Origin of the sequence: Pseudomonas sp. GL-RE-26, from assembly GCF_019956275.1 — a bacterium.
GTDB lineage: Bacteria > Pseudomonadota > Gammaproteobacteria > Pseudomonadales > Pseudomonadaceae > Aquipseudomonas > Aquipseudomonas grandcourensis.
The window spans coordinates 52,945-76,239 of record NZ_JAHBDI010000084.1; the positions used below are offsets into that span (position 1 = coordinate 52,945).

The window sequence follows — 23,295 nt, forward strand, 5'->3', positions numbered from 1 at the left end:
AACCAGCTTGGCTGTGGTGGCCACGCTGGTGACTTGGAGGTGAAAGTCCTCTACACACCCGGCAAGGGGAAGTGTTAGCCAGAGGCAAGGGTGTCGCGGGTGACTGCGAATCCGAAGGAAGCCCGAGGCAAAATGCTGGCCTGACGAACAGGAAGCGGATAGAGGCGGCGCAGCGGGGTAAGAAGGCCAATATCTTCAAAGCCCGATACTTGCACGGAACGCTGCGACGTAGATCCGACAGGCATAAGCAGGAAGGTCGCGCGAATTACCCTGGGAGATCTGTTTAGCCTGCCATGTGCTACCGGCGTCGCGAGATGACGGGATGGGCGACAGAAGTCAGCAGAGGCCGTAGTAGTTGCTCGAAACCGGAGTAATGAAGGGCTGAACCTGCCATGAGTGGATAGTCGGGTGTGATCTCTGTTGGAGCGTAAAGCAGAAACTCCGCGTAGCGGAGGTCAAGACCATTAGGAGGTAGGAGCCGGAAGCTCCGAGGGCCGGTCTGGGCGCTTAGATACCGCAGGCGACACATCAACGGAACCAAGCTCGCTGACGTTGTTTGTCAGTAGGCAGGAACCGCCGTATACGGAACCGTACGTACGGTGGTGTGAGAGGACGGCGGGGGCAACCCCGCCTCCTACTCGATTCCGTGATTCGGGCAAAACCGCGATTACTCTTCCAGTATCGACGCAGAACACCACTTCCCTTCACCCATGAGCACCACGGGTCCGCCTGCGGGGAGCGCCAACTCACTTTCCAGCCCAGACCTCAGTGGTGCAACTGCCGAGGTCATCATGAACACGCCCCCCTTGTATCGCCAGTTGGCCAACCACTACCTGGACGCTATCCGCAGTGGCACCCTGAAAACCGGAGAGCGCCTGCCCTCGATCCGGTTGATGATGGAAAAACACGCCGTCAGCCTGTCGACCGCCGTGCAGGTGTGCCGGGAACTGGAAGACTGCGGTGTGCTGGAAGCCCGGCCGCGCTCCGGCAACTACATTCGCCAGCCCGACACCCTGCCCAGGCCCGCCCCGATTGCCTTGGCGCCAGCGCTGGATACCCGCGCGTATATTGGCATTCATGAACAGGTCTGCGCGGTGCTCAAGGCCAGTCAGCGCGCGACGATCAAGGTCAACTTCGCCAGCGCCTACTGCGCGCCGGAGCTTTATCCACTCAAGACCTTGCAAGACCACATGATAAAGGCGCTGCGCTACGACGCCTGCCTGTTCGGCACCGCAGGCGGCGCCTGTGGCAACAGCGCACTGCGCAACATCCTGGCCCGGCGGGCACTGGCCAGCAAGACCCACCTGCCCCCCGAGCGGATCGTGATCACCAACGGCGCCACCGAAGCGATCAACCTGGCCTTGCGTGCGGTCACCCGCCACGGCGACACCGTGGCGGTGGAATCGCCGACCTTCTACGGTCTGCTGCAAATTCTCGAAAGCCTGAACCTGCGGGTGCTGGAAGTCCCGGCCTCGGCCCACACCGGGCTCAATCTGGCGGCCTTGCAACTACTGCTGCAAGGCCCCGAACGGGTCAAGGCGCTGATCGTCATCCCCAACCTGCAAAACCCGTTGGGCAGCATCATGCCCGACGCCAACAAGGCACGGCTGGTGAAACTGTGTGCCGAGCACGAAACCGTACTGATCGAGGACGACACCTATGGCGACCTGGTGGACACCGAGCAGCCGCTGTCCACGCTCAAACATTGGGATAGCACCGACAACGTGATCTATTGCGCCTCGCTGAACAAAACCCTGGCACCGGGCATGCGCCTGGGCTGGATCAGCGCCGGCAAATGGCACGACCGCGTGGAGATGCTCAAGCATGCGCAGTCACGGGGGTGCGAGGCGTTATCGCAATTGGCGGCCAGCGAATTCATGCGTACACCGTCCTACGAGCGTTACCTGCGGCGGTTGAGGAAAACCCTGACCGTACAACGCGAGCAGATGAGCGCGGCGATCACCCGCTATTTTCCCAACGGCACCAGCGTGACCCACCCGCAAGGCGGCACGCTGTTATGGGTGGAGTTGCCTCGCCGGCATTCATCGATGGCGTTTTTTCACGAGGCGCTGAAGGTCGGCATCCAGATTTCCCCTGGGGATATCTTTTCCAACGCCAAGCATTTCGATCATTTTGTGCGCATTGGCTGTGGCGCACCATATTCGCCGCGGATTGATGAGGCCTTGCAGACCTTGGGCCGCTTGCTACATCAGGGTTGACCGCTCCCACAGGTTTTGGGGTGATCATCAGAGCGGATTCTGGTGCAGGCAAATGATATGCGGGTCGTCATTCCAGTGCGGGAAGCGCTCGGCGATCAGCGGGTCGTGGCCGGGGATGACGTGGTCTTCGCTGTCGGCCAGGCGGTCGATCTCGGTGAAGGCTTCGAGGGTTTGCGCCAGGTCATCGAGAATCGGAAACGGACTGCGCTCGCGAATATTGATCCACAAATGCGCGGCATCCGAGGCCAGCACAATCCAGCCGCGTCCGGTATTCACCCGCACTACCTGGCTGCCCGGCGTATGCCCGCCCACCGGGTGCAGGGTCACGCTGGGAACGACCTCGACAACACCGTTGTGCAAACGCATCCGCCCCTCGAACAGCGGCGGCAGCGCCGACATCACGTCCTCGACCTCGTAGGTTTTGTTCACCGTGCGATGGGCCATTTTCGGCCCGGTGCAGAAACGCAGTTCCGCTTCCTGCAAATGCACGGTCGCCTTCGGGAACAGCCCGAGGTTGCCGGCATGATCCCAGTGCAAATGGGTGAGGATCAGGTGCTCGACTTGCGCCGGATCGATGTCCAGTTGCCGCAGGGATTCTTCCGGCAGGCGATACATCTGGCGATTGCGCCGGTCCGCCGTGGCCGGTTGGAAACAGGTGTCGACCACGATCACCTGCTGCTCGTTGCGGATAACCCAGAAATAGTAGTCCAGCGGCATCGGCGCATTCGGATCACCGCAGCAGGCGTCGTAGAGAAAGTTCTCCCTGGCGGTGCGCTGGGCATTTGCGCCGACACGAATAGCGAACACTTCGTACACAGGAGCAGACATGGACACCTCCGGGTTCAGGCGACCGTCGTGGTTTTGAGGGTCGGGCGGAAATCGAAATCGATCTGGTCGCTGATGCCCAGGTCCTTAGCCAGCTTATGCAGACCGCTGTAGTCGCGCATGATGGTCGCGTTCTTGTTGCTCTCGCGGGTGTCGGCAATGATCAGCGCCGCATCCTCGACCCCGAGCTGCGTCAGAATCGCCTCCCACATCGAGTAGTCCTGGGCGATAAAAGCACTCAGCGCCACCGACAGATTGCGTGCGAAAAATTCCCGCTGGATGGGCTGCATGTTCGCGTACATGACCTTGGACACTTCGGCCAGCACCTTGCTGTGGGCATATTCGTCGCGGTTGTGCAGTTCGGCCACCCGGCGGTTCTGCGGCTGGATGGTCTGGTCGTCTGCCAGCAGGTCCAGATAGGCGTTGACGCTGATCTCGGCCACCACCGCAAAAGTGATCGCCGCCAGATCCCGCTGCCATTGCTCGGGCAGTGCTTCACGCTGGGCTTTCAGCCGCAGGTAAGTGACGGAGGGCGGCAAGTCCAGGTCCTGATCCAGCGCCCGGTCCAGCTTGGTCCGCTCGATGGCGCGCAGGTGCATCAGCGTGTGGTAGTGCTCGTCGATCAGGGTCTGTTGCATGGCCTCGCGAAAATGCCAGTCGTCCTTGCCCAGGTACTGATTGGCGATGACGCTCAGCGCCGGATTGACCACATGTTCTTCGGCTGTGACGGTGCGCAGGTTGTAGCCGATCCAGCCCCAGGTCACCACGCGGCTCTTGAGCTCGTCGCTCAAGGCCTGGAATTTCGGATGATGGAAGAACGGCACCATGCACTCCGGGTAATCCGGGCGCGCCGGGTCGTATGCTTCGTTGACCTGGCCCCTGTCCGGCGAACACACCGTGGCGCGCTTGGTCCAGGCCTGGTTGAGCCGCACGATCAGTTGATGATCGACCTGGGCGATCTCGATTGCTGTTTGCATGACGCGATACCTGTAAGACGCGTACCCGCCAAGGGGTACGCCAAAAGAATGAAGGGCGCCGGAAAATTCAGGCCAGCCAATAGCGGGTCAGGTTGCGCGCCGGGTCAGTGTAACGACTGCGGGCGTGGATCATTCGCCAGTTGTCCCAAATCAGCAGGCATCCGTCGGGAATCAGCACCGGAACGTTGTGCTCGACGAAGTACGCTTCGCCAAGCACGGCAAACCTGGCCAGCGGTGAGGTGCTGTTGGTCACCAGCGATTGCTGCAACGCTTCCTTGGACGGGTTCACGTCGCCGTAGTGAAACTGGTTGTAGCTGAAGCGGAAAATATCCCCGTCCTCTGTAGGCGTGAGGATGTATTCCTTGACCCGCCGTTGCGCCGGTTCGCCGGGTTTGGCGGTGGCGACAAACTCTACCGGCGTGTCATCCAGCCACTCACGCAGTTGCGGTTCGCTACGCTCCAGAGACTTGAGAAACTCGTACCCATCCACCAGCCCGGTATGCCCGCCACCGCACGTGGCTTGTTTATGGCAATGCAACGCCAGGTAGCGCGGCGGCGGTCCGTACACCGGCGCTTCAGTGTGCGGGCCGATGCCGTTCATGCTCTGGGAATACGGCAAGTCTTCGTAACCCGGCTTGCGGGTAATGGGAAAGGCCAACTGGCCGTTGAACTGCGGAATGATCGGGCCGAATTCGCACAAGGTGCCTACGACATCATCGGAAAATTCGTCCGGGGTCAGCACTGTCCAGCCCAACGTCGACAGTTCTTCATGACGATGGCCGAGAGAAATGTAAGGTTGAGACGCAACTATCCCTTGATCTGACATGGCGACATTCCTGGCGGGTTATCCGGCGTTGACGGTTGAGGTGTACGCGGCAATGAAGTCGCGGCAGGCGTCGCCCGGTCGGTAACGCTGCTCGTCGATGCTCTGCACCGGGGTGATTTCGGCGGCGGTACCGGTGAGAAAACACTCGTCGAAGTCGCCAAGCTCTGCAGGCAAAATCGTGCGTTCGACCACCTGGTAGTCCAGTGCCTTGGCCAGTTCGATCACCGTCTGGCGGGTGATGCCGTTGAGGAAGCAATCCGGTGCCGGGGTGTGCAGCATTCGGCCTTTGACGAAGAACACATTGGCACTGGTGGCTTCGGCCACGTGGCCGCGCCAGTCGAGCATCAGCGCATCGTGGTAACCCGTGTTCTCGGCGTCGTGCTTGCTCAGCGTGGCAATCTGGTAATGCCCGGAGGCCTTGGCCTCGAACGGGCTACTGCTGGGAGGCGGACGACGCCAGGTCGCGGTTTTCAAGCGGATGCCGGCCATGCGCGCCGCCGGGTCGAAATAGCTCGGCCACTGCCAGCACGCGATGGCCACGTGCACACGGTTGAAACGCGCCGAGGTGGAAATCATCTCGCTGCCGCGCCAGGCCACCGGGCGCAGGTAACCATCGACGACCTTGTTGCGTTGCAGCAGTTCGTGGCTGGTCGCCTCCAGGTCAGCCAGCTCAAAGGGGATGGCAAAGTCCATCAGTTGCGCCGAGCGATACAAGCGCTCGCTGTGTTCGCGCAGCTTGAAGATCCTGCCGTTGTAGACCCGCTCGCCTTCATACACGGTGCTCGCGTAATGCAGGCCATGGGTCAACACATGCAACTGCGCCCGGGACCACTCGACGAACTCGCCGTCGAGCCAGATAACGCCCTCGCGCCGATCAAACGGGATACTGCTCATATCCATATCTCCCCATTGTTCATGAATTTTCCTACGCCGTTTCCAGCAACACGGGTATCAATTCCGGCACAGCGGTGAGCTCGGTCTGAAAGAAAAACGCTCGCTCGCCGAAGGCCGGTTGCAGGTCATCGAACCAGGTCACTTGCGGGTCGAAGCGCGCGTAGAACGTGCGCAACACCCATTGCGGATCGCGTGCCTGGAGGAACTGCAGGACGAAGACCTTTTCCCCGGCGACGGTCTCGATGCCGTTGATCAACACCTTGCCGTAGAAGGTGCTCATGGACGGCCCGCGCACCGTGCGCGCCAGCCCCGACACCGTGCGGTACGCCGCCTGGAAGATCTCGAAGGCCCGGGCCAGCGGCATCGCGAAGTAGTGACTGGGGCCGGTATCGCGCTCGACGAACATGTAATAAGGCACGGCCCCGAGCCGTACACCTTCGGTCCACAGCGCGGCCCAATCGGCGGGGTTTTCGTTGATATGGCGGATCAGCGGCGCCTGCATGCGCACCGTCGCGCCCGTCGAGCGAATGCGCTCGACGGCCTGGCGGGCGATGGCCTGGCGGATCTCCACTGGGTGGTTGTAGTGGCCCATGATCGACAGGTTTTTCCCCGCCGCGACGATGCGCTGGAACAGCTCCAGCAGCTCAGGCGCATCCTTGTCGCTGACAAAACGCTGGGGCCAGTACGCCACGGACTTGGTGCCGATGCGGATGTTCTTCAGGTGTGGCAACGCCAGCAGCGGCTCGATGTAACCGGCCAGGGAGCGGGTGTTCATGATCATCGGGTCGCCGCCGGTAATCAGCACGTCGGTCACTTCGCTGTGCACCCTCAGATAGCTGACCAGCTCCTGGGACTCGCGGGCGTTGAACTTGAGTTCTTCCTCGCCGATGAACTGCGCCCAGCGGAAACAGAAGGTGCAGTACGCGTGACAGGTCTGACCGGCACCGGGGAAAAACAGCACGGTCTCGCGGTACTTGTGCTGGATGCCTGGCAGGACTTTGCCGTTGAGGGTGACTCCGTTGTGGGTCAACTGCCCGGCCGGATGCGGGTTCATGCGCCGCCAGATCGCCTCGATCCGACGCTTGATCGCCGCGCTGTCATCCAGTTCGATCAATTGTTTGAGCGAGGCATACTCCTCCGGAAACAACATGTCCTTGTGGGGGAAGGTCATGCGGAAAATCGGGTCGTCCGGAATGTTGTTCCAGTCGATCAGCGTGCCCAGCACGTATTCGTTGGTGCGAAACGGCATGACCCGGGCCACCACGGTCATGGCCTCCTGCAACGCCGGCGTCAGCTTGTGCCAGTAGGGTGAGTCGCGGATGGTGCGTGAGTTATAGGGTTTGTAGCGTTCGTGCTCCGACAGTCCTTGCATGGCCGCGCTCCTGGTGATTGCCCTGAGTGTTGTTACGCGATGGCCGGCGCTTTGCGCTCTATGTCCATCCACGCCCGGACGCTGTCGCGACCCCACTGGCGGTGCACATACGCCGCGAGCCGCGCCGGCACCGGATCGTCGTTGGCAACCAATCGGTTGAGCATGATTGCCAGGTCGGTGTCGGCAATGCTCCAGTCACCGAACAGATGCTCGGCGCCCTCCTCCAGCAAATGGTCGGCGACGAAGAACAAGCGCTCGACGGCGGTTTGGGCATCGTCGGACAGCGCGGTGTTTTTCTTGCCGAAGTACACCAGGTCAAACGGGCGCTCCTTGCGCACCACCAGCAAGTCACTGCGCAACCAGGCCTGCAATTGACGGGCACGGGCGCGCAGCTGGAGGTCCTGCGGGTAGAGTTTTTTATCCCCCGGGGCGAGTTCATCGAGGTATTCGGCAATCGCCGATGATTCCGACAAGGCAAAATCGTCGTGAACTAACGTTGGAATCTTGCAGCTCAGCGAAAGCTCGCGATAACTCACCAGATAATTTTCGCGTGCTTTTAGATCAACCGTAACAAGTTCAAATGAAAGTTGCTTTTCCTTGAGCGCCACAAAAGCCGACATCGCAAAAGCGCTGACATGGTCGGCGCCGACATACAGTTTTAGCTTCCTGTTTTCCATAGAACACTCCATTGACCAACTGCAGGAATTGACATGCATTGGAAGTGATCGTAGTTAGTTGAATGAAGGCTGAATAGATACAGAATTTGTCCGTTTCTATCGATACAGAAAGTTGTTTTTCACCGGCAGACACGCAGCCAGAATCTCGGCAAAACTGCTGCAAAAAGAGCTACGGAGCAGGTCTGAAAAACAAAAAAAGGGAGCCGACGAAAGTTGGCTCCCTGGGCTGTTGCAGTGGGAAATTACGGCTGGGTGGTGATCAGGCCATGGCTGTCGGCGAAGTTCGAAAGCAGTGCCATTTGCGGCATGTTGCTCATATTCAGCATCGCCAAAGGCTCGTGTCTGCTGGCGTTGACGAAGCCGTGTCTGGTCCACGCCGGCACCAGCAGCACGTCGCCGCAGCTGACGTTGACCCCATCGGCATCGCCGAGGGTCAACACGCCGCTGCCGCACTGGATGACAAACAGATGCCACCAGGAATGGGCATGACCGTTGAGCGTCACGCCGGGGTTCAGCCATTGCATGGCGATCGCCATGCCAGGCGTCACCTCACAACCTTCAATGCTCTTGTCGTGAGCCAACGCGACAATATCAACGTCGCTGGCTTCAAGGGTCTGACGCATACCCGCCAGTTCAGTGCCTTTCCATACCTTGGGACCTGGCGTTCGATGATGCAGGCTCTGACGAAAGTCCTTATATGAAAAAAACGCACCTTGAAAGTTATCCATTCGCACGTCCTCTCTTGTTATTCCCCATACTTTAGCGCTAAACCTTAAGTTAAGGGTTCAGCGCTGTAAAGTCGGGAAACAACTTACAAAACCGATGGACGCAAGGCGGCGATCATGTCCACTTCTATCGCGGCGTTCTTGGGTAGCTGATAAACACCCACCGTGGTGCGGGTATGTTTACCGGCATCGCCCAGCACATGGCTGAACACATCCGAGGCACCGTTGGCTACTTCGCTCAAATCGACAAAGTCCGCCGTGGACTTCACATAGACCGTTACCCGGATCAATGACTTGATCTTGTCCAGCGAACCAATGGCATCGACGATCAACGCCAGCCCGCGCATCGCGCTGATGCTGGCGGCCGCTTGCGCATCGGCCATGCTGAGGTCCAGCCCGACGCGGCCGGGGTAATGGATCTTGCCGTTCATGCGCGGCACCAGGCCGCTGATGTACAGCTCATCGTGATGACGGATCAGCGGCGCGTAATGCCCGCCTGCGGTGTTTTCGCCGTAGATGTCATAACCAAACTCTTTGGCCAGGGCGATGAAGCGTTCATCGCAGGTCATGTGCTGGATCATTGATCGAACCCTCTTGATCGGTAATGCAAAAAACGGGTGCTTGCGGGCTCAGCACACGGCGCGGGTGGCCGGTGCCAGGCAAGTCACCTCGATGCGTGACTCAATCACCTCGGCCAGACGCAACAGGTCGTTGCGCAGTTGTCCGTAGTGTTCGTTGAACAACACGATGTGGCCGATGAATGAAAAATTGTCTTTGACCAGTGCGCTGACCGAGTCGCCGATACGCTTGGCGTACTGGCCCTCCACCAGGTCGATACGCAGGGCGCTGGCCAGGGCCTCGATGTCAGGCGTCGCGCGCAGGATGCCGCCGGCCGGCGCCCGGAGCAGGCGAATGCCGCAGTAGCCGCGGGCCACTGGCTCATGCTGTTCGGTCTTGCCCTCCACCGCCCAGCGCACCCAGCGTTCCCACGGATCGAAATTGACGAAGGCGCGTTTCGCCAGGTCCCAGATGTGCATACCGCCGGGGCGCATGTTGGTTTCCACGGCGGAGGTCAGGTTGTCGCTGCGCAGGAACACTTCGTTGTGCCAGGCACCATTGGCCTGGGATACCAAGCCCGACATATGCCGACCGGCTGCCATCAAACGTGCCTGTACCTCAGCCGCAAGCGGCGCGGGGACGACTTGTTGGATCTCTGCGCGGTAGGCGCCTTCGGTGGTGGTTTTTTCAGTCACCCAGGTGCTTCCGGCCACGTAGTCCCAGCTGTATTCGCGGGCGTTCTGCACCAGCGCTTCAAGGACGATACCGCCTTCGCGGTAAGGCTTCAGGGCGAGCCAGGCGTCATCGCATTCCGAAGGGTGATGGATGACGCGACAGCCCCGGCTCGCGCCTTCGCAGGCCGGCTTGATGAAGGCTTTTCCGCCCAGTTCGACGACGCGCTGGCGCAGTTCCGACAGGCTTTCGACCCGCGCGGAAAACACCGGTCGGTATTCTCCGGGAGCGGTGCTGGCCGCAGCTTCGAGCTGGCGGAAGATCTGCTTGTCCAGGCCCGCCCGCGCTTCGCCCGGGGTAATGCCCGGCAGGCCGAAATGACTGGCCAGCGCTGCACCGAGCAGTACGCCGCGATCGGAGAACGGCAGTACGCCGATCAGCTTCCAGCTGTCGGCATTCAAGCACCCCACCACCAGTTCAAGGGACGTCGCCACATCGTCTTCGGCCAGTGAAGTGCTGCAGACGTGATCGGCCACCTGGTCGTCATGGGGCTGAACTTTCTCGACCAGCAGGATAAGCCTGGCGTTGTAGAGCGACTTGCACAGCTCGCGCAGCTTCTGGATGTCGTGAACCCGATTGCCGTTGTAACCGACCACTATTACGCATGAAGTCGTATTCATATTGCCCCCGACCTGCAAAGTGAAAACCGCAACGGCGATGACTCAGTCATGCAACGACGCATTGGATTTACGGTTGAGCCAATACCAGGCCAGGATCCCTGCGGCACCGATGGCGGCCAGCACCAGCGCGTTGTACGGCGCCGGCACCACCCGCATGATCAACACGGTCAGCCCGGCCCCCACTCCCAGGGACACTTCCTTGACGAACATGTTGTTTTGCTTGACCGAGAAGTAATCGAGGTAACTGAAGGCGCATTCGGCAATGGACAGCAGCGCCACCCAGACCAGCGCCCCGGCGAGGGTTTCGACGTGGAACGCGGCAGGCGAAGACAGCACCGCAAAACCGCCGACGATGATCCCGATCACCGCCACGACCTTGAAGCGCCCGGTGCGCTCGATCAGCTTCATCACCGGCACTTGGGCGAAAACCACCACGGCGCTGTTGAGGATCAGCATCAAGCCGTACCAGGCCGGCAACTCGCCGGTCTTGAGCAGGATCGCCTGTGGCAGGATCGAGAACACCCCGAACAGCTTGATGCCCATAATGATGCCGGCGATCACCCACGGCAGTTTGCTGCCCCAGTTGCTGCCGGCCTGGGTGGCCGGGCGGGCTACACCCGGCTCGGTGGTGAAGGTCGCGCCGAGGGCGATCGGCAGGCACAGCAACACGAACGCTGCCGCGCCGAGGAAAAACATCGTCGGCGTGAGCAGCGGCGACAGCAGGATCAAACCGGCCACCAGGCTGCCCATGTTCATGGCCACGCGGTTGTAGGCCGCGCCTTCCTTGGTCTGGGCCGCTTCGCTCTTGATCAGGTAACCGGCAATGGCAATGCCGTAGGCAAACAACGCGGCTGCAAACATCACCATGCCTTGATGGCTGGTCAGCGCCAGCAGCACCAGGCCAAGGCCGGCACACAGCAGCGTGACGCTCAGGGAACGGCGGCCAAGCACCAGTAAAGTCAGGGGCAACAACAGCAACAAGGCGCGATATCCAAGGGCCAGGATGCTGTTGGTGGCCGTGTCGAGCCAGACGTTGGCCTTGCCCAGCACCGCGAACAGCGAGACAGCAGTGATGATCCGGATCGTGAATAACCGCAGGTTAATGACCGGTTTGGCTACCGCGACCGTTGTTTCGACACTCATGCAGCACCTCAGGAACCGGGTGAATGCCCGCCGACAAAGGCCGACATCCAGAAAAGTCTGTAAGGGCATGGTAGAGAGAGAGGCTTGTCCTGATCAGGGCAAGTTCGTATAGAATCCAACGAACTTTACTGCCGGAGAGACCAGTAAAATGCAGGTTCAACGCGCAGTCATCGCCGCCATTGAATTCCAGCCCGGCGTGCCGCTGGTGCAACAGATCGTCGATCAGCTGACCCAGGCGATCAGCACCGGTGGCCTGCCCCACGGCGTCAAGCTGCCGCCGATTCGCGAACTCTCCGACTTGATGAACGTGGGCAAGTCCACGGTGGTCGATGCCCTGGACCGCATGCGGGCCAAGGGGCTGGTGGTGTCTCGCCAGGGCTCCGGGCATTACGTGCATCGCTCAGAAGCGGCGCTGAAAAGCGGCACCGGCCCGGACCTGCAACCCCAGGACACCCTGAGCGTAATTCGTCGCGCCTTGCTACTGGACAACGGCACGCTGCGCCCCGGCTGCGGTTTTCTGCCAACCTCGTGGCTACCCGCCGAAGAATTGCAGAAAGCCGTGCGCAGCACCTTGCGAGCTACGTCGTTGCGCATGGGCGAGTACGGCGTGGCCGGCGGTTACTTGCCGTTGCGCCAGGCCCTGCGGGTGAAACTGGCGACCTTCGGCATCGAAGCGCCGGTGGACCAGATCATCACCACCGCCAACACCATGCAGGCCATCGACCTGCTGATGCGCCTGCTGGTCAAACCCGGCGACACCGTGCTGCTCGACGACCCCTGCTACTTCAACATGCACGCCAACCTGGCGCTGCACGGGGCCAAGGTCATCACCATCGCCCGGGATTGCGACGGCATGGACCTCGACGCGTTCGAGCAACTGTTGATCGCCCACAAACCCGTGCTGTACATGACCAACAGCACGCTGCATAACCCCACCGGACACTCGTTCACCCCGGCCCAAGTCTACCGTTTGCTGGAACTGAGCCACCGTTATGGCTTCCACATCGTCGAAGACGATCTGTACTGCGACATCCAGCAACGTCGCACCCCTCGTTTGGCGGCCAGCGGGTTGGACAACGTGAGTTATGTGTCGGGCTTCTCCAAGACCCTGACCGCCAACAGCCGCGTCAGCTACACCGTGCTGTCACCGCAACTGGCGGCACGCATGGTCGCGCTGAAAATGGCCTGCGGCGGGGTGACGTCGGAGCTGGCAGAGCAGATCACCTGCACCATGCTCAGCGACGGCAGCTATGCCAAGCATGCGCGGCGCACGGTGGATCGGTTGTATGAGTCCAATAGTCGTGTGGCGAGTTGGCTTGCGGAGGCTGGGTGTTCGCTTTCCTCGTTGCCCGGCGAAGGCGTGTTTATCTGGGCGCGGTTGCCGGAGGGTTTACACGCCGAGAACCTGGCTCGCCAGGGGCTGGAGAACAATATGGTATTGGCGCCGGGCACCTTGCTGAGCAAAGGGCCGGATGCCAGCCAGTTCCTGCGATTCAACGTGGCTCACAGCGACAGCTTGCAGGTGCGGGAGCGGTTTTTCCGGTTGCTCGACACTGCCCAAAAATAACCGACACGCCTCAAATCCTGTGGGAGCGGGCTTGCCCGCGATGGGGCCGTCACATCCAGCATCAATGTCGCCTAACACACTGCCATCGCGGGCAAGCCCGCTCCCACAGGGTCTGCGGTGTCCCGGCCATCCCCGGCCACCAGATCGCTACGATTGCCGACCTCATCCTTGCCGGCTAACTTCGCCCGGTCGCTGCCAATTCAGCGACCGGGCCTGAGAACCCGGGTAAGATACGGGCGCACAAGCGCCACCAATCACGATTGCCGGCGCTTTTTTTATGCCAGTACATTCGTGCAATGGCGGCTGTGCGTGGGAGACCTTCGGGTCTGCCGGATTCCTGTATCTCCGGTTTCTCAGCCCGCGCATAGCTGCCACCCATTCGCCTGAGAACGAACGTGGTAGCTCTCAATTTGATTCGGGAGCTTTACTCATGAATGCTATTGGTCTGTCTGCTTCAAACGTCATTCACCACCTACCAACCAACAGGAGGTGAAGTCCAATGACCATTCCCCAAGACCTGAAAACCATCGGCCTCACCCCCTTCTCCTACCACGCTAACGAACCACTGTTCCGCATCAACCGTGGAGTCTCGATCATTCAGGCCCTCTCCCACGCCTCCGACCTGCTCCACCTCGCCAAACTGCTCGCCTCAGACGCCGCCATGGTCCGCGACTCCGACCGACACGCCTGGGCCTCGCACTTTTTGCAGGACATGAGCAAGGCAATCATCGATGACGTGGTGAAAGTGCTCGACGCACCGTGTAACAACCGCGCGTAAATGAAAAAGCCCCGCGATTCTTTTGAATGCGGGGCTTTTACGATGCAGGCCGTTACAGCGTTTGGACCATACGATGCGACCTCTTCGCGGCAACCAGCGTTCAGGAAAACATGGCGCGTTGCTCAGCTTCGTAATGCCGGGTCTGGAAAGGCATGAGGGCTTGGGCTTTCAGGCCGAGGCCCTCACTTAACCCCCAAGAGACAGCGAGTTCATCACGGCGTCGACGCAATGGCGTGACGGTTTGTAGCGTCACGGCTTGCACGCAAGTCGAATGAGCAAAAAGCTCGAGGACATTGAGAGTTTCCGACACCCGGAGATCGGATAAGCAAGTAAATCGAGTGAATCGCTCGAGCAGATAGCCAGCACGCCGAACCTCCACTTCGTCAGAATGACGATTCAAAAAAACGCTTATCTCGCTTTCAAGATTTGAGTCCGAGTACCAGACAGCCTTGGCGGCGCTCACCAAGGCAGCGTCATCCGCTTGATTCAAAGGTCTTTTTACCAGCGTGTCCAAGGCGGATGAGAGGACGTGGCCGCTATGGGGCTTCGTCATCTGTGCTCTCCAGATAATCATGCAAAATATTCGTGAGGACGGAGATTGGTGACTCCTTGTTGCCAACATATACATCAATCGCCTGCAATGCCAGTCGACGAAACTCGGTAGTCAGGATGAAACCAGCCCTGAGAAGTGCCTTGATATCACCAATGTCCTGATCGGTCGCTCTGCCCAGCTTGGAAATGGCAATGTCGACAGGTGCCGCGATATGAACGTGCAGCGGGGACTCAACCGGGAACTCTGTAAAGGGAAGGCTCCGTTCCCAATAGCCCTCATGAATTGGGCCAAAACTGGTGTTGTATTGCAGGTCGTAGTTCAGCTCCATCAAGCGACCGGATCGCTCATCAACAAACTGTTCGGGTATCTCTGCGAGCATTGTTTGTAAGTGAAGACCTTTGGGAACATTAGCCTCATAAATTTCTGCATCGACGTCGGTGGAAACGCGATGATGGGTATAAAGGTGAACCGCGCAGCCACCGAACAGGATAATTTTGACCGCCCCTGGTACTGCGTTCTCAAGCTCCAGTTCCGCTTCGACAGATTTGAACATCGAAATCAAAGCCTGCCCCAACGCTGTATTCGTATTAACACGCGGGGTGATTACCTCTGGCAGTTCCATCGTAGATCCTCTGGGATGCTTGTAATAACGGCATCCCGAGGCTAGATAGGCAACTTCCGACCCTCAACCTGAAAAACTCGTGGGAAAGTTCAGGCAAATCCGTAGGCAGTTTTGCCGGTCAGGTCGCCCTATCGTAAGCGAGCTTGGTCGCGATGGCGGCAACGGACGAAACACAGGAGATGGAAACCCAATGACAAATCCCCCCAAGACCTCGGAACCATCCGCCTTACCCCATTTATTGGGTCTGACCGCGCATTTTTTCTTAAGTGGGCCAAGAAAATCTTAATAATTTGGGATTTTCTCAATTTTTTCTTAAGCGGACAGATATCGAATTCGCCTGTTAGTCCGCGTCGCGGCCATCGCGAGCAGGCTCACTCCTACAGGGATCGGTGTGCACTCAATCCAATGTAGGAGTGAGCCTGCTCGCGATGGCGGCAACTCGGTCCAGCAGGAAGCACCTAACAAAAAGCCCCGCGCTTCTCTCGAAGGCGGGGCTTTTCTTTACAGCATCCGACGCTTAAGGCGCGTACGTCAGCAGCAACTCGCTCGGCACTTTGAAGTCCAGGGACATCATCACGCTCAACGCGGTAATGGTGAAGATCGAGAACACGAACAGCTTGCGTGCCCAGACCGTGTCATCCACTGCCTTGTAGCCGGTCCAGGCCATGTACAGCCAGTACATGCCCATGGCCGAGGCGACGGCGAGGTAGCTCATGCCAGCGTAGCCGCTGAAGGTCAGCATCAAGGTCGCCACGAGGAAGGCCAGAATGTAGATCAGGATGTGCTTCTTGGCCACCTGGATGCCGCGCTTCACTGGCAGCACCGGAATCGATGCGGCCAGGTAATCGTTGAAGCGGAAGATCGCGATGGCATAGGAATGCGGCATCTGCCACAGGCTGAACATCACCAGCAGGGTCAGCGCGGCCATGTCGAAGGTGTTGCTGACTGCGACGTAGCCAATCACCGGCGGCATGGCGCCCGACAGACTGCCCACCAGCGTGCCGTGAACCGACTTGCGCTTGAGGTACAGGCTGTAGAAGCCAACGTAGATCACGAAGCCGATCACCGCGAACAACGCGGCCAACGGGTTGGCCACCTTGTACAACAGCGCAACGCCGGCGACACCCAGGACGGTCGCATAGATCAGGGCCAGTTTCAGGGAGATCAAGCCCTGGACCAGCACCCGGTTCTTGGTGCGTTCCATCTTCAGGTCGATGTCGCGGTCGATGCAGTTGTTGAACACGCAACCGGAGGCAACCACCAGGGACGTGCCGATCATGGCGGCCAGGAAGATGGCCAGATCGACATGCCCTTTGGAGGCCAGGAAAAATCCGCCTGCCACAGAAAGCACGTTACCGAAAATGATCCCCGGTTTGGTGATTTGGATAAAGTGCTTGAGGGACATGCGGACTTACCTCACTTCGCCATCATGAACGTGTGGATGCTGAACATGATCCACAGCGACAGGCCAACCAGCAGGACGATCACGATCGCGGCGAAGACAAACGCAATCACGTTGTTACGCTGCGCGGCCGAACGGTCCAGGTGCAGGAAGTACACCAGGTGCACCAGCACCTGGATGACGGCGAACGCGACGACGATCATCAGGGTGATCGACTTCGGCAGCGTCGGGTACATCACCAGACCGAACGGGATCAGGGTCAGGATCACCGACAGGATGAAACCGATGCCGTAGGACTTGACGCTGCCGTGACCGGCGTCGTGGCTGTCATGGGAGTGTGTGTTAGCCATTTACATAGTCCCCATCAGGTAAACAACGGTGAATACGCAGATCCACACGACGTCCAGGAAGTGCCAGAACAGGCTCAGGCAGCTCAGACGGGTCTTGTTGGTCGCCGTCAGGCCGTTTTTCTGCACCTGATACATCATGATCGCCATCCAGATCAGACCGCTGGTCACGTGCAGACCGTGGGTGCCGACCAAGGTGAAGAACCCGGACAGGAAGCCGGAACGGCTAGGGCCGTAGCCCTCGGAGATCAACATGTGGAACTCGTTGATCTCCATGCCGATGAAGCCGGCACCGAACACGAAGGTCATGGCCAACCAGCCCAGGACCTGCTTCTTGTTGCCACGGAAGAACGCCAGCATGGCGAAGCCGTAGGTGATCGAACTGAACAGCAGCAGAGCGGTTTCGCCCAGTACGTATGGCAGTTCGAAGATGTCGTGGCCCGACGGGCCACCCGCTACGTTGTTAACCAGTACCGCGTACGCCGCGAAGATCGACGCAAACAGAATGCAGTCGGTCATCAGGTAGAGCCAGAAACCGAATACGGTCATCTCGCCCGAGTCGTGGTGATGGTCATCATGCCCATGTCCATCGACATGGGTGTGTCCAGCATTGGTCACTAAGTTCGACATGGTTTAAGCCTGTTCCAACGAGGTTTCAACACGGGTGGCGGTGGCCGGGATCTTCCCTGCCGCTACCAGACGCTTGTGCTGCTCGGCTTCGATGCGCTCGATCACGTCGACCGGCACCATATAGCCTTGATCATCACGGGCCGCGTGGATCACGAAGTAGATCACGGTGCCGGCCAGACCAGCGATTGCCAGCCACCAGATGTGCCAGATCATCGCGAAGCCGAACACGGTCAACAGAGCACCCATGACCACACCGGTCGCGGTGTTGTTTGGCATGTGGATCGGTTCGTACCTGGCCGGAGCCTTGTATGCGGTACCGTTTTCCTTGGCTTCGCTGAACGGGTCGACGCCATCGGCTTTCGGCAGCACGGCGAAGTTGTAGAACGGTGGTGGCGACGAGGTCGACCATTCCAGGGTGTGTGCATTCCACGGGTCGCCGTGTTCGCAGATGTTTTCCGGCTTGTTGCGGTCACGCACGCTGACGTACAGCTGGATCAACTGGCAAGCGATACCCACGGCGATCATCACCGCACCGAACATGGCGACGTACAGGTACGGCACCCACTCAGGGTTGGTGGTGGCGTTCAGGCGACGGGTCATGCCCATGAAGCCCAGAGCGTAGAGCGGCATGAACGCGACGAAGAAGCCGCTGATCCAGAACCAGAATGCTGCCTTGCCCCAGCCTTCGTGCAGCTTGAAGCCGAACGCTTTAGGGAAGTAGAAACCGAAACCGGCGATGTAACCGAATACCGCACCGCCGATGATCACGTTATGGAAGTGCGCGATCACGAACAGGCTGTTGTGCAGAACGAAGTCGGCACCCGGAATGGCCAACAGTACGCCGGTCATGCCGCCGATGGCGAAGGTCACCATGAAGCCCAGGGTCCACATCACCTGGCTGGTGAAGCGCAGACGGCCCTGGTAGATGGTGAACAGCCAGTTGAACAGCTTCACACCCGTCGGGATGGAAATCAGCATCGTCGCCAGACCGAAGAAGGCGTTGACGCTGGCACCCGAACCCATGGTGAAGAAGTGGTGCAGCCAAACCATGAAGCCCAGGATCGAGATCGCGCCCGATGCGTAGACCATCGAGTGGTGGCCGAACAGTTTCTTGCCAGTGAAGGTCGAGATGACTTCGGAGAAGATACCGAACGCTGGCAGGATCAGGATGTACACCTCAGGGTGACCCCATGCCCAGAACAGGTTCACGTACATCATCGGATTGCCACCAAGTTCATTGGTGAAAATGTGGAAATCCATGTAACGGTCAAGCGTCAGCAGTGCCAGGGTAGCGGTCAGGATCGGGAACGAAGCCACGATCAGGACGTTGGCCCAGGTGCAAGTCCAGGTGAAGATCGGCATGTCCATCAGTTTCATGCCAGGGGTACGCATTTTCAGCACGGTGGCCAGGAAGTTGACCCCCGTCAGCGTTGTCCCCAGACCCGATAGCTGTAGCGCCCAGATGTAGTAGTCCATCCCCACGCCAGGGCTGTATTGCAGGCCCGACAGCGGCGGATAGGCAACCCAGCCGGTCTTGGCGAATTCGCCGACGCCCAGGGACAGGTTGATCAGCACCACGCCGGAAACCAGCAGCCAGAAGCTCAGGGAGTTCAGGAACGGGTAGGCAACGTCACGCGCGCCGATCTGCAGCGGCACTGCAAGGTTCATCAGGCCGGTGAAGAATGGCATCGCCATGAAGATGATCATGATCACACCGTGGGCGGTGAAGATCTGGTCATAGTGTTCAGGTGGCAGGTAGCCAGGCGAACCCTCGGTGGCCATGGCCAGCTGGGTACGCATCATGATGGCGTCGGCAAAACCGCGCAGCAGCATGACCATGGCGACGATGATGTACATCACGCCGATTTTCTTGTGGTCGACCGACGTCAGCCACTCGGTCCACAGGTAGGTCCACTTCTTGAAATAGGTGATTGCAGCGAACAGCGACAGACCACCGAGCGCGATCATGGAGATGGTTATCATCACGATCGGTTCGTGGAACGGGATCGCTTCCCAACTTAATTTACCAAACATCGTTTACTCCTCTGCCCCGGCAGCTGAATGCGAACTCGAGTCCATCCCTTCCATCTGGGCCACTTCTTTCTCTTCTTTCTCGTGCTTCACTTTCGGACCAGGTTTCATGCCTTCGTACTTGTCGACGATGGTCTGGAACAGGTTCGGCGTCACCGAGGAGTAGAGCTCGACTGGGTTGTTCTGGCTCTGCTTGGAAAGGGCTGCGTATTCAGCTTGTTCAAGCTGTTTAGGTGCCTTTTTGACTTCACTTACCCAGGCGTCGAAATCTTCCTGGGAAGTTGCGATCGCTTTGAATTTCATACCGGTGAAACCCGCGCCGCTGTAGTTGGCGGAGATACCGTCCATTTCAGCGTTCTCGTTGGCGATCAGGTGCAGCTTGGTCTGCATGCCCGCCATCGCGTAGATCTGGCCACCCAGCGCAGGGATGAAGAACGAGTTCATCACGGCGTCGGAAGTGATCTTGAAGTTGATCGGGGTGTGCGCCGGGAACACGATCTTGTTGACCGTGGCGATGCCTTGTTCCGGGTAGATGAACAGCCACTTCCAGTCCAGCGCGACCACTTCGATGGTCACAGGCTTGACGTCGGATTCCAGCGGCTTGTACGGGTCAAGGGCGTGGGTCGACTTGTAGGTGACGTAACCCAGGGCAATGATGATCAGCACCGGAACAGCCCACACCGCGATCTCGATCTTGGTGGAGTGGTTCCATTTCGGGGTGTAGGTGGCGTTGGTGTTGGACGCGCGGTATTTCCAGGCGAACAGGAAGGTCATCACGATGACCGGAACCACGACCAACAGCATCAGCAGCGTTGCGGTGATGATCAGGTTTCGCTCGTCCAGACCAACCTGGCCCTTGGGATTGAGCAAGGTCATGTTGCAGCCTGACAGCAACAACGTGCCGATCAGCGGCAATAAGCCTAGTAGTCTGGGGTACCTGTTTTTACTCATCTCACGACCTCTAAAGCAGCTTGCGCAATGCAGTTGGGTTTTGATCGCCAACACTTCACCCTGCCAAGGGTTGGCATTTTTCTTGGATTGAATAAGGGCATGCCCGTCGCGCGTCAGACGCTGTACGACAAATCCCGGGCCTGCGGTGAGTTCTTATTCGAATACGTGGTCAAAGGCCTTGTTACAGACCAATTCCATTTGGTGCGGGTAGTTGGAGGCTCCGACACCTGGGAATCGCATGAAGCCACCAGACCTCTCGACACCCTGTTTCTGCTCACCCCTGGTTAAGATTTGAGCAGTGCCGGGAATTCAGTGCGGGCGATTGTAGATATGTAATGTTTTATAAACCATGTCTCATCCCGAAATAATTTTTATCCGAACCGGCAACAATCATTAACCGTTTTCGCAAAAGTGGCGCATCTTATCGAAATTCATTCTCAACAAAAACACCAAAATAAGTAGGTCTTCCACCCACGGTTCAGACAGTATCCTGTCCCTCCTCTCTGCCCCTGACCTTGCCCAAGGCCCGATATGACGGGGGCTCTGGCCATTCGCCAGAGCCTGTTAAAACTGCCTGTTCGTGCTCGCAACGGAAAAAACCGCAAGCCTGCAAAACAGCCCAATTTCGTTACGTTTCCATGCACCAATCCGGCTTCCTCGAACGCCCTGCGACACTCGCTCTGTGACAACATGTCGCACATGTGTCGCACCCTTGATTGCCGCCCGTCACAGTCTTTTTACCCAGCCTCTGAAATGTGCTCTGCAAGCCAAAAAAAGCCCCGGTCCTCTCTTCGAGGAACGGGGCTTTTTTGTCCGACAATGCGTAGCGGCAGATGACCTCAGCGCAGCGCTTTGCGGTTACGCGAGGTCAGCAACGGCACCAGCACCACGATCAGCACGAAGGCGACCAGCGCCCACTGCGCCAGCGACAGACCGAGGATCGGCGGGTAGGGCGTGGAGCAGAAACCATCGACCTGGAAACCCAGCGGGAAGATCTTCGCCAGCGGCAAGTCATCGACAATCGGTTGCAGCACATCGATGCCGCAGCTGACCGCCGGATAGAACTGCGTAAAGACGTGATGCCCGGCAACGCCTGCACCTGCCACTGCACAGATCACCACCAGGGTTTCAAACACTGTGATGCTGCGGCGGGTGCGCATGGCGGCGCCGATGAAGGCGAAGATCGCGATCAGCAGCAACGCGTAACGTTGCAGGATGCACAGCGGGCAAGGGGCCTCGCCCAGAACAATTTGCATGTACAGCGCACCGCCGATCAGCGCCAGGCAAATGATGCCCAACAACACCAGGTAGCGCCGTTCACGCCCCAACCGCATGGATTCATCGCTCATCGCGTTTCCCTTCAAGATTTCGATTGCCCGCCAGTCTACACGCTGGCCCGGACCTTTGAGAGTCTGGAGCATGTGAGGGGGATTCGGGGGGAATAGACGATAAGGCGGTTAAGGAGGGATTAACTTTCTGGCTTTTTTCAGTTCAGAACCGAGGTGAAACAATCGCGGGCAAGCCACGCTCCCACAGGTTTTGTGTCGTTCACATCAATCTGGATCGACACAAATCCCTGTGGGAGCGCGACTTGCCCGCGATGAAAGCGACGCGGTGAGGCTGGCTCACCGCGCCCCCCTTACTCCAGCGCCGCAGCAGGCCCGAAGAACTCATAACGGCTTTGCTTCTCCGGCACACCCAGTGCCTTGAGGTGGCGCTTGATCGCGGCCATGAAACCTTTCGGCCCCAGGAAGTAAACATCCAGGTCACGCTGCTCCGGCAGCCATGCATGCAACTGCTGCTGGCTCAACAAACCGACCTTGTGCGCCGCCGGGCTCACGCCGTCGTCCTCGGAGTAGCAATAGAAACGCTTGAGTTGCGGGTGACGCTCGGCCAGGCCATCAATCCAGTCGCGGAAGGCATGGACGCTGCCGTTGCGCGCGCAGTGGATGAAATGCACCGGCCGCTGGGTCTCCAGCGCCGCTTCGAGCATCGCCAGGGTCGGGGTGATGCCGACGCCACCGCTGATCAGCACCAGTGGCTTGTCGCTGGCGGTCAGGACGAACTCGCCCGATGGCGGGAACAACTGGATGCTGGCGCCGACCTGCAACTGGTCGTGCAGGAAGTTGGAAGCGCGGCCACCGTCCTCACGTTTGACGCTGATACGGTACTGGCCTTTGTTTGCCAGCGCCGACAGCGAGTAGTTACGACGGATCTCTTCACCGTCGAGGATCAGTTTCATGCCGATGTACTGGCCGGGTTCTGCCACCAGGATCGGGCCTTTGTCCGCGGGCTCGAAGTAGAACGAAGTGATCTCGGCGCTCTCCTCGACCTTGCCGGTCACGATGAATTCCCGCGCCCCGCGCCAGCCGCCCGGTGCCTGTTCCTTCTGGTCGTAGATGCTGGTTTCGGCACCGATCAGGATGTCCGCCAGTTGGCCGTAGGCCGCGCCCCAGGCTGCGATCACTTCCGGGGTGGCGATCTCTTCGCCCAATACTTCGGCGATGGCCCGCAGCAGGCAGGTGCCGACAATCGGGTAGTGCTCCGGCAGAATCTGCAGGGCCACATGCTTGTTGATGATTTTGGCCACCAGGTCGCCCAACTGGTCGAGCTGGTCGATATGGCGCGCATACATCAATACGCCGTTGGCCAACGCACGCGGCTGATCACCACTAGCCTGGTGGGCCTGGTTGAACAGCGGGCGGACTTCCGGGTATTCGGAGAGCATCATGCGGTAGAAGTGCGTGATCAGCGCCTCACCACCGCTTTCGAGCAGCGGCACGGTGGATTTGACGATGGCACGGTCTTGAGCGCTCAGCATAAGGTGACTCCTGGTCTTCTTGGAT

At 59.2% G+C, this 23,295-nt stretch carries 23 protein-coding genes; 4 read left to right on the top strand and 19 right to left on the bottom strand.

Features of this window, described 5'->3' with window-relative positions; genetic code table 11:
- The first annotated feature begins 791 nt into the window (after window positions 1–791).
- The gene (locus tag KGB07_RS28810; RefSeq protein WP_223467432.1) at window positions 792–2,219 is read left to right on the top strand and encodes a PLP-dependent aminotransferase family protein; all 1,428 of its coding nucleotides are present in this window, start codon (window positions 792–794) and stop codon (window positions 2,217–2,219) included.
- 27 nt (window positions 2,220–2,246) lie between these two features.
- Here the strand turns inward: KGB07_RS28810 and KGB07_RS28815 are convergent, their stop codons facing one another.
- The 10 genes from KGB07_RS28815 to KGB07_RS28860 all read right to left on the bottom strand — a co-directional run bounded on the left by KGB07_RS28815 (window position 2,247) and on the right by KGB07_RS28860 (window position 11,568).
- Window positions 2,247–3,047: an N-acyl homoserine lactonase family protein gene (locus tag KGB07_RS28815; protein WP_223467434.1), complete on the bottom strand. Its 801-nt coding sequence runs from the start codon at window positions 3,045–3,047 to the stop codon at window positions 2,247–2,249.
- Window positions 3,048–3,061: 14 nt separating this feature from the next.
- The gene (locus tag KGB07_RS28820; protein ID WP_223467435.1) at window positions 3,062–4,021 is read right to left on the bottom strand and encodes a diiron oxygenase; all 960 of its coding nucleotides are present in this window, start codon (window positions 4,019–4,021) and stop codon (window positions 3,062–3,064) included.
- Between the two features lie 67 nt (window positions 4,022–4,088).
- Window positions 4,089–4,847, bottom strand: coding sequence for a TauD/TfdA family dioxygenase (locus KGB07_RS28825; protein WP_223467437.1), 759 nt, complete (start codon window positions 4,845–4,847; stop codon window positions 4,089–4,091).
- Window positions 4,848–4,865: 18 nt separating this feature from the next.
- A complete protein-coding gene (locus tag KGB07_RS28830) occupies window positions 4,866–5,741 on the bottom strand; it encodes a branched-chain amino acid aminotransferase (protein ID WP_223467439.1) in 876 nt (291 codons plus the stop codon).
- Window positions 5,742–5,772: 31 nt separating this feature from the next.
- Entirely contained in the window at window positions 5,773–7,113 is a 1,341-nt protein-coding gene (locus tag KGB07_RS28835; protein ID WP_223467441.1) for a KamA family radical SAM protein, read from the bottom strand.
- Between the two features lie 32 nt (window positions 7,114–7,145).
- Window positions 7,146–7,790, bottom strand: a complete 645-nt coding sequence (yfcF, locus tag KGB07_RS28840; RefSeq protein ID WP_046040196.1) for a glutathione transferase — start codon at window positions 7,788–7,790, stop codon at window positions 7,146–7,148.
- Between the two features lie 242 nt (window positions 7,791–8,032).
- A complete protein-coding gene (locus KGB07_RS28845) occupies window positions 8,033–8,518 on the bottom strand; it encodes a cupin domain-containing protein (protein WP_223467443.1) in 486 nt (161 codons plus the stop codon).
- An 83-nt stretch (window positions 8,519–8,601) separates the two neighbouring features.
- Window positions 8,602–9,096 carry a RidA family protein gene (locus tag KGB07_RS28850; RefSeq protein WP_046040191.1) on the bottom strand — a complete coding sequence of 165 codons (495 nt, stop codon included), beginning with the start codon at window positions 9,094–9,096 and terminating at the stop codon, window positions 8,602–8,604.
- A gap of 48 nt (window positions 9,097–9,144) precedes the next feature.
- Complete coding sequence (locus tag KGB07_RS28855) at window positions 9,145–10,425, bottom strand: biotin carboxylase (protein ID WP_046040188.1); 1,281 nt, start codon at window positions 10,423–10,425, stop codon at window positions 9,145–9,147.
- 42 nt (window positions 10,426–10,467) lie between these two features.
- Window positions 10,468–11,568 (bottom strand): hypothetical protein, encoded by a 1,101-nt coding sequence (locus tag KGB07_RS28860; RefSeq protein ID WP_046040185.1) that lies wholly within the window; start codon window positions 11,566–11,568, stop codon window positions 10,468–10,470.
- Window positions 11,569–11,716: 148 nt separating this feature from the next.
- Here KGB07_RS28860 and KGB07_RS28865 point away from each other — a divergent pair, with 148 nt between their 5' ends.
- Together KGB07_RS28865 and KGB07_RS28870 are read left to right on the top strand one after the other, a co-directional pair.
- Window positions 11,717–13,135 carry a PLP-dependent aminotransferase family protein gene (locus tag KGB07_RS28865; RefSeq protein ID WP_046040183.1) on the top strand — a complete coding sequence of 473 codons (1,419 nt, stop codon included), beginning with the start codon at window positions 11,717–11,719 and terminating at the stop codon, window positions 13,133–13,135.
- Window positions 13,136–13,634: 499 nt separating this feature from the next.
- The gene (locus KGB07_RS28870) at window positions 13,635–13,913 is read left to right on the top strand and encodes a DUF3077 domain-containing protein (protein ID WP_046040181.1); all 279 of its coding nucleotides are present in this window, start codon (window positions 13,635–13,637) and stop codon (window positions 13,911–13,913) included.
- Window positions 13,914–14,013: 100 nt separating this feature from the next.
- Here the strand turns inward: KGB07_RS28870 and KGB07_RS28875 are convergent, their stop codons facing one another.
- The 7 genes from KGB07_RS28875 to cyoA all read right to left on the bottom strand — a co-directional run bounded on the left by KGB07_RS28875 (window position 14,014) and on the right by cyoA (window position 20,449).
- The gene (locus KGB07_RS28875) at window positions 14,014–14,466 is read right to left on the bottom strand and encodes a hypothetical protein (protein ID WP_046040178.1); all 453 of its coding nucleotides are present in this window, start codon (window positions 14,464–14,466) and stop codon (window positions 14,014–14,016) included.
- Window positions 14,450–15,088 carry a DUF6036 family nucleotidyltransferase gene (locus KGB07_RS28880; protein ID WP_223467445.1) on the bottom strand — a complete coding sequence of 213 codons (639 nt, stop codon included), beginning with the start codon at window positions 15,086–15,088 and terminating at the stop codon, window positions 14,450–14,452. Before KGB07_RS28880 ends, KGB07_RS28875 begins: the two co-directional genes overlap by 17 nt.
- Before the next feature lie 517 nt (window positions 15,089–15,605).
- Window positions 15,606–16,493: a heme o synthase gene (gene cyoE, locus KGB07_RS28885; protein ID WP_046040173.1), complete on the bottom strand. Its 888-nt coding sequence runs from the start codon at window positions 16,491–16,493 to the stop codon at window positions 15,606–15,608.
- Window positions 16,494–16,504: 11 nt separating this feature from the next.
- Window positions 16,505–16,840 (bottom strand): cytochrome o ubiquinol oxidase subunit IV, encoded by a 336-nt coding sequence (gene cyoD / locus KGB07_RS28890; RefSeq protein ID WP_008046747.1) that lies wholly within the window; start codon window positions 16,838–16,840, stop codon window positions 16,505–16,507.
- Window positions 16,841–17,467: a cytochrome o ubiquinol oxidase subunit III gene (locus KGB07_RS28895; protein ID WP_046040171.1), complete on the bottom strand. Its 627-nt coding sequence runs from the start codon at window positions 17,465–17,467 to the stop codon at window positions 16,841–16,843.
- A 3-nt stretch (window positions 17,468–17,470) separates the two neighbouring features.
- The gene (gene cyoB, locus KGB07_RS28900; protein WP_046040170.1) at window positions 17,471–19,501 is read right to left on the bottom strand and encodes a cytochrome o ubiquinol oxidase subunit I; all 2,031 of its coding nucleotides are present in this window, start codon (window positions 19,499–19,501) and stop codon (window positions 17,471–17,473) included.
- Window positions 19,502–19,504: 3 nt separating this feature from the next.
- Entirely contained in the window at window positions 19,505–20,449 is a 945-nt protein-coding gene (cyoA, locus tag KGB07_RS28905; protein ID WP_046040169.1) for a ubiquinol oxidase subunit II, read from the bottom strand.
- A gap of 27 nt (window positions 20,450–20,476) precedes the next feature.
- Here cyoA and KGB07_RS28910 point away from each other — a divergent pair, with 27 nt between their 5' ends.
- Window positions 20,477–20,737 carry a hypothetical protein gene (locus tag KGB07_RS28910; RefSeq protein ID WP_046040168.1) on the top strand — a complete coding sequence of 87 codons (261 nt, stop codon included), beginning with the start codon at window positions 20,477–20,479 and terminating at the stop codon, window positions 20,735–20,737.
- Between the two features lie 551 nt (window positions 20,738–21,288).
- Here KGB07_RS28910 and KGB07_RS28915 read toward each other — a convergent pair.
- Together KGB07_RS28915 and hmpA are read right to left on the bottom strand one after the other, a co-directional pair.
- Window positions 21,289–21,798, bottom strand: coding sequence for a disulfide bond formation protein B (locus KGB07_RS28915; RefSeq protein WP_046040167.1), 510 nt, complete (start codon window positions 21,796–21,798; stop codon window positions 21,289–21,291).
- A gap of 290 nt (window positions 21,799–22,088) precedes the next feature.
- Window positions 22,089–23,270 carry an NO-inducible flavohemoprotein gene (hmpA, locus tag KGB07_RS28920; RefSeq protein WP_223467447.1) on the bottom strand — a complete coding sequence of 394 codons (1,182 nt, stop codon included), beginning with the start codon at window positions 23,268–23,270 and terminating at the stop codon, window positions 22,089–22,091.
- Window positions 23,271–23,295 lie beyond the last annotated feature (25 nt).

Bases quoted from the DNA above. Each gene is read 5' to 3' on its own strand.
- KGB07_RS28810 (WP_223467432.1), top strand. From the start codon at position 792: ATGAACACGCCCCCCTTGTATCGCCAGTTGGCCAACCACTACCTGGAC.
- KGB07_RS28815 (WP_223467434.1), bottom strand. From the start codon at position 3,047: ATGTCTGCTCCTGTGTACGAAGTGTTCGCTATTCGTGTCGGCGCAAAT.
- KGB07_RS28820 (WP_223467435.1), bottom strand. From the start codon at position 4,021: ATGCAAACAGCAATCGAGATCGCCCAGGTCGATCATCAACTGATCGTG.
- KGB07_RS28825 (WP_223467437.1), bottom strand. From the start codon at position 4,847: ATGTCAGATCAAGGGATAGTTGCGTCTCAACCTTACATTTCTCTCGGC.
- KGB07_RS28830 (WP_223467439.1), bottom strand. From the start codon at position 5,741: ATGAGCAGTATCCCGTTTGATCGGCGCGAGGGCGTTATCTGGCTCGAC.
- KGB07_RS28835 (WP_223467441.1), bottom strand. From the start codon at position 7,113: ATGCAAGGACTGTCGGAGCACGAACGCTACAAACCCTATAACTCACGC.
- yfcF (WP_046040196.1), bottom strand. From the start codon at position 7,790: ATGGAAAACAGGAAGCTAAAACTGTATGTCGGCGCCGACCATGTCAGC.
- KGB07_RS28845 (WP_223467443.1), bottom strand. From the start codon at position 8,518: ATGGATAACTTTCAAGGTGCGTTTTTTTCATATAAGGACTTTCGTCAG.
- KGB07_RS28850 (WP_046040191.1), bottom strand. From the start codon at position 9,096: ATGATCCAGCACATGACCTGCGATGAACGCTTCATCGCCCTGGCCAAA.
- KGB07_RS28855 (WP_046040188.1), bottom strand. From the start codon at position 10,425: ATGAATACGACTTCATGCGTAATAGTGGTCGGTTACAACGGCAATCGG.
- KGB07_RS28860 (WP_046040185.1), bottom strand. From the start codon at position 11,568: ATGAGTGTCGAAACAACGGTCGCGGTAGCCAAACCGGTCATTAACCTG.
- KGB07_RS28865 (WP_046040183.1), top strand. From the start codon at position 11,717: ATGCAGGTTCAACGCGCAGTCATCGCCGCCATTGAATTCCAGCCCGGC.
- KGB07_RS28870 (WP_046040181.1), top strand. From the start codon at position 13,635: ATGACCATTCCCCAAGACCTGAAAACCATCGGCCTCACCCCCTTCTCC.
- KGB07_RS28875 (WP_046040178.1), bottom strand. From the start codon at position 14,466: ATGACGAAGCCCCATAGCGGCCACGTCCTCTCATCCGCCTTGGACACG.
- KGB07_RS28880 (WP_223467445.1), bottom strand. From the start codon at position 15,088: ATGGAACTGCCAGAGGTAATCACCCCGCGTGTTAATACGAATACAGCG.
- cyoE (WP_046040173.1), bottom strand. From the start codon at position 16,493: ATGTCCCTCAAGCACTTTATCCAAATCACCAAACCGGGGATCATTTTC.
- cyoD (WP_008046747.1), bottom strand. From the start codon at position 16,840: ATGGCTAACACACACTCCCATGACAGCCACGACGCCGGTCACGGCAGC.
- KGB07_RS28895 (WP_046040171.1), bottom strand. From the start codon at position 17,467: ATGTCGAACTTAGTGACCAATGCTGGACACACCCATGTCGATGGACAT.
- cyoB (WP_046040170.1), bottom strand. From the start codon at position 19,501: ATGTTTGGTAAATTAAGTTGGGAAGCGATCCCGTTCCACGAACCGATC.
- cyoA (WP_046040169.1), bottom strand. From the start codon at position 20,449: ATGAGTAAAAACAGGTACCCCAGACTACTAGGCTTATTGCCGCTGATC.
- KGB07_RS28910 (WP_046040168.1), top strand. From the start codon at position 20,477: ATGCAGTTGGGTTTTGATCGCCAACACTTCACCCTGCCAAGGGTTGGC.
- KGB07_RS28915 (WP_046040167.1), bottom strand. From the start codon at position 21,798: ATGAGCGATGAATCCATGCGGTTGGGGCGTGAACGGCGCTACCTGGTG.
- hmpA (WP_223467447.1), bottom strand. From the start codon at position 23,270: ATGCTGAGCGCTCAAGACCGTGCCATCGTCAAATCCACCGTGCCGCTG.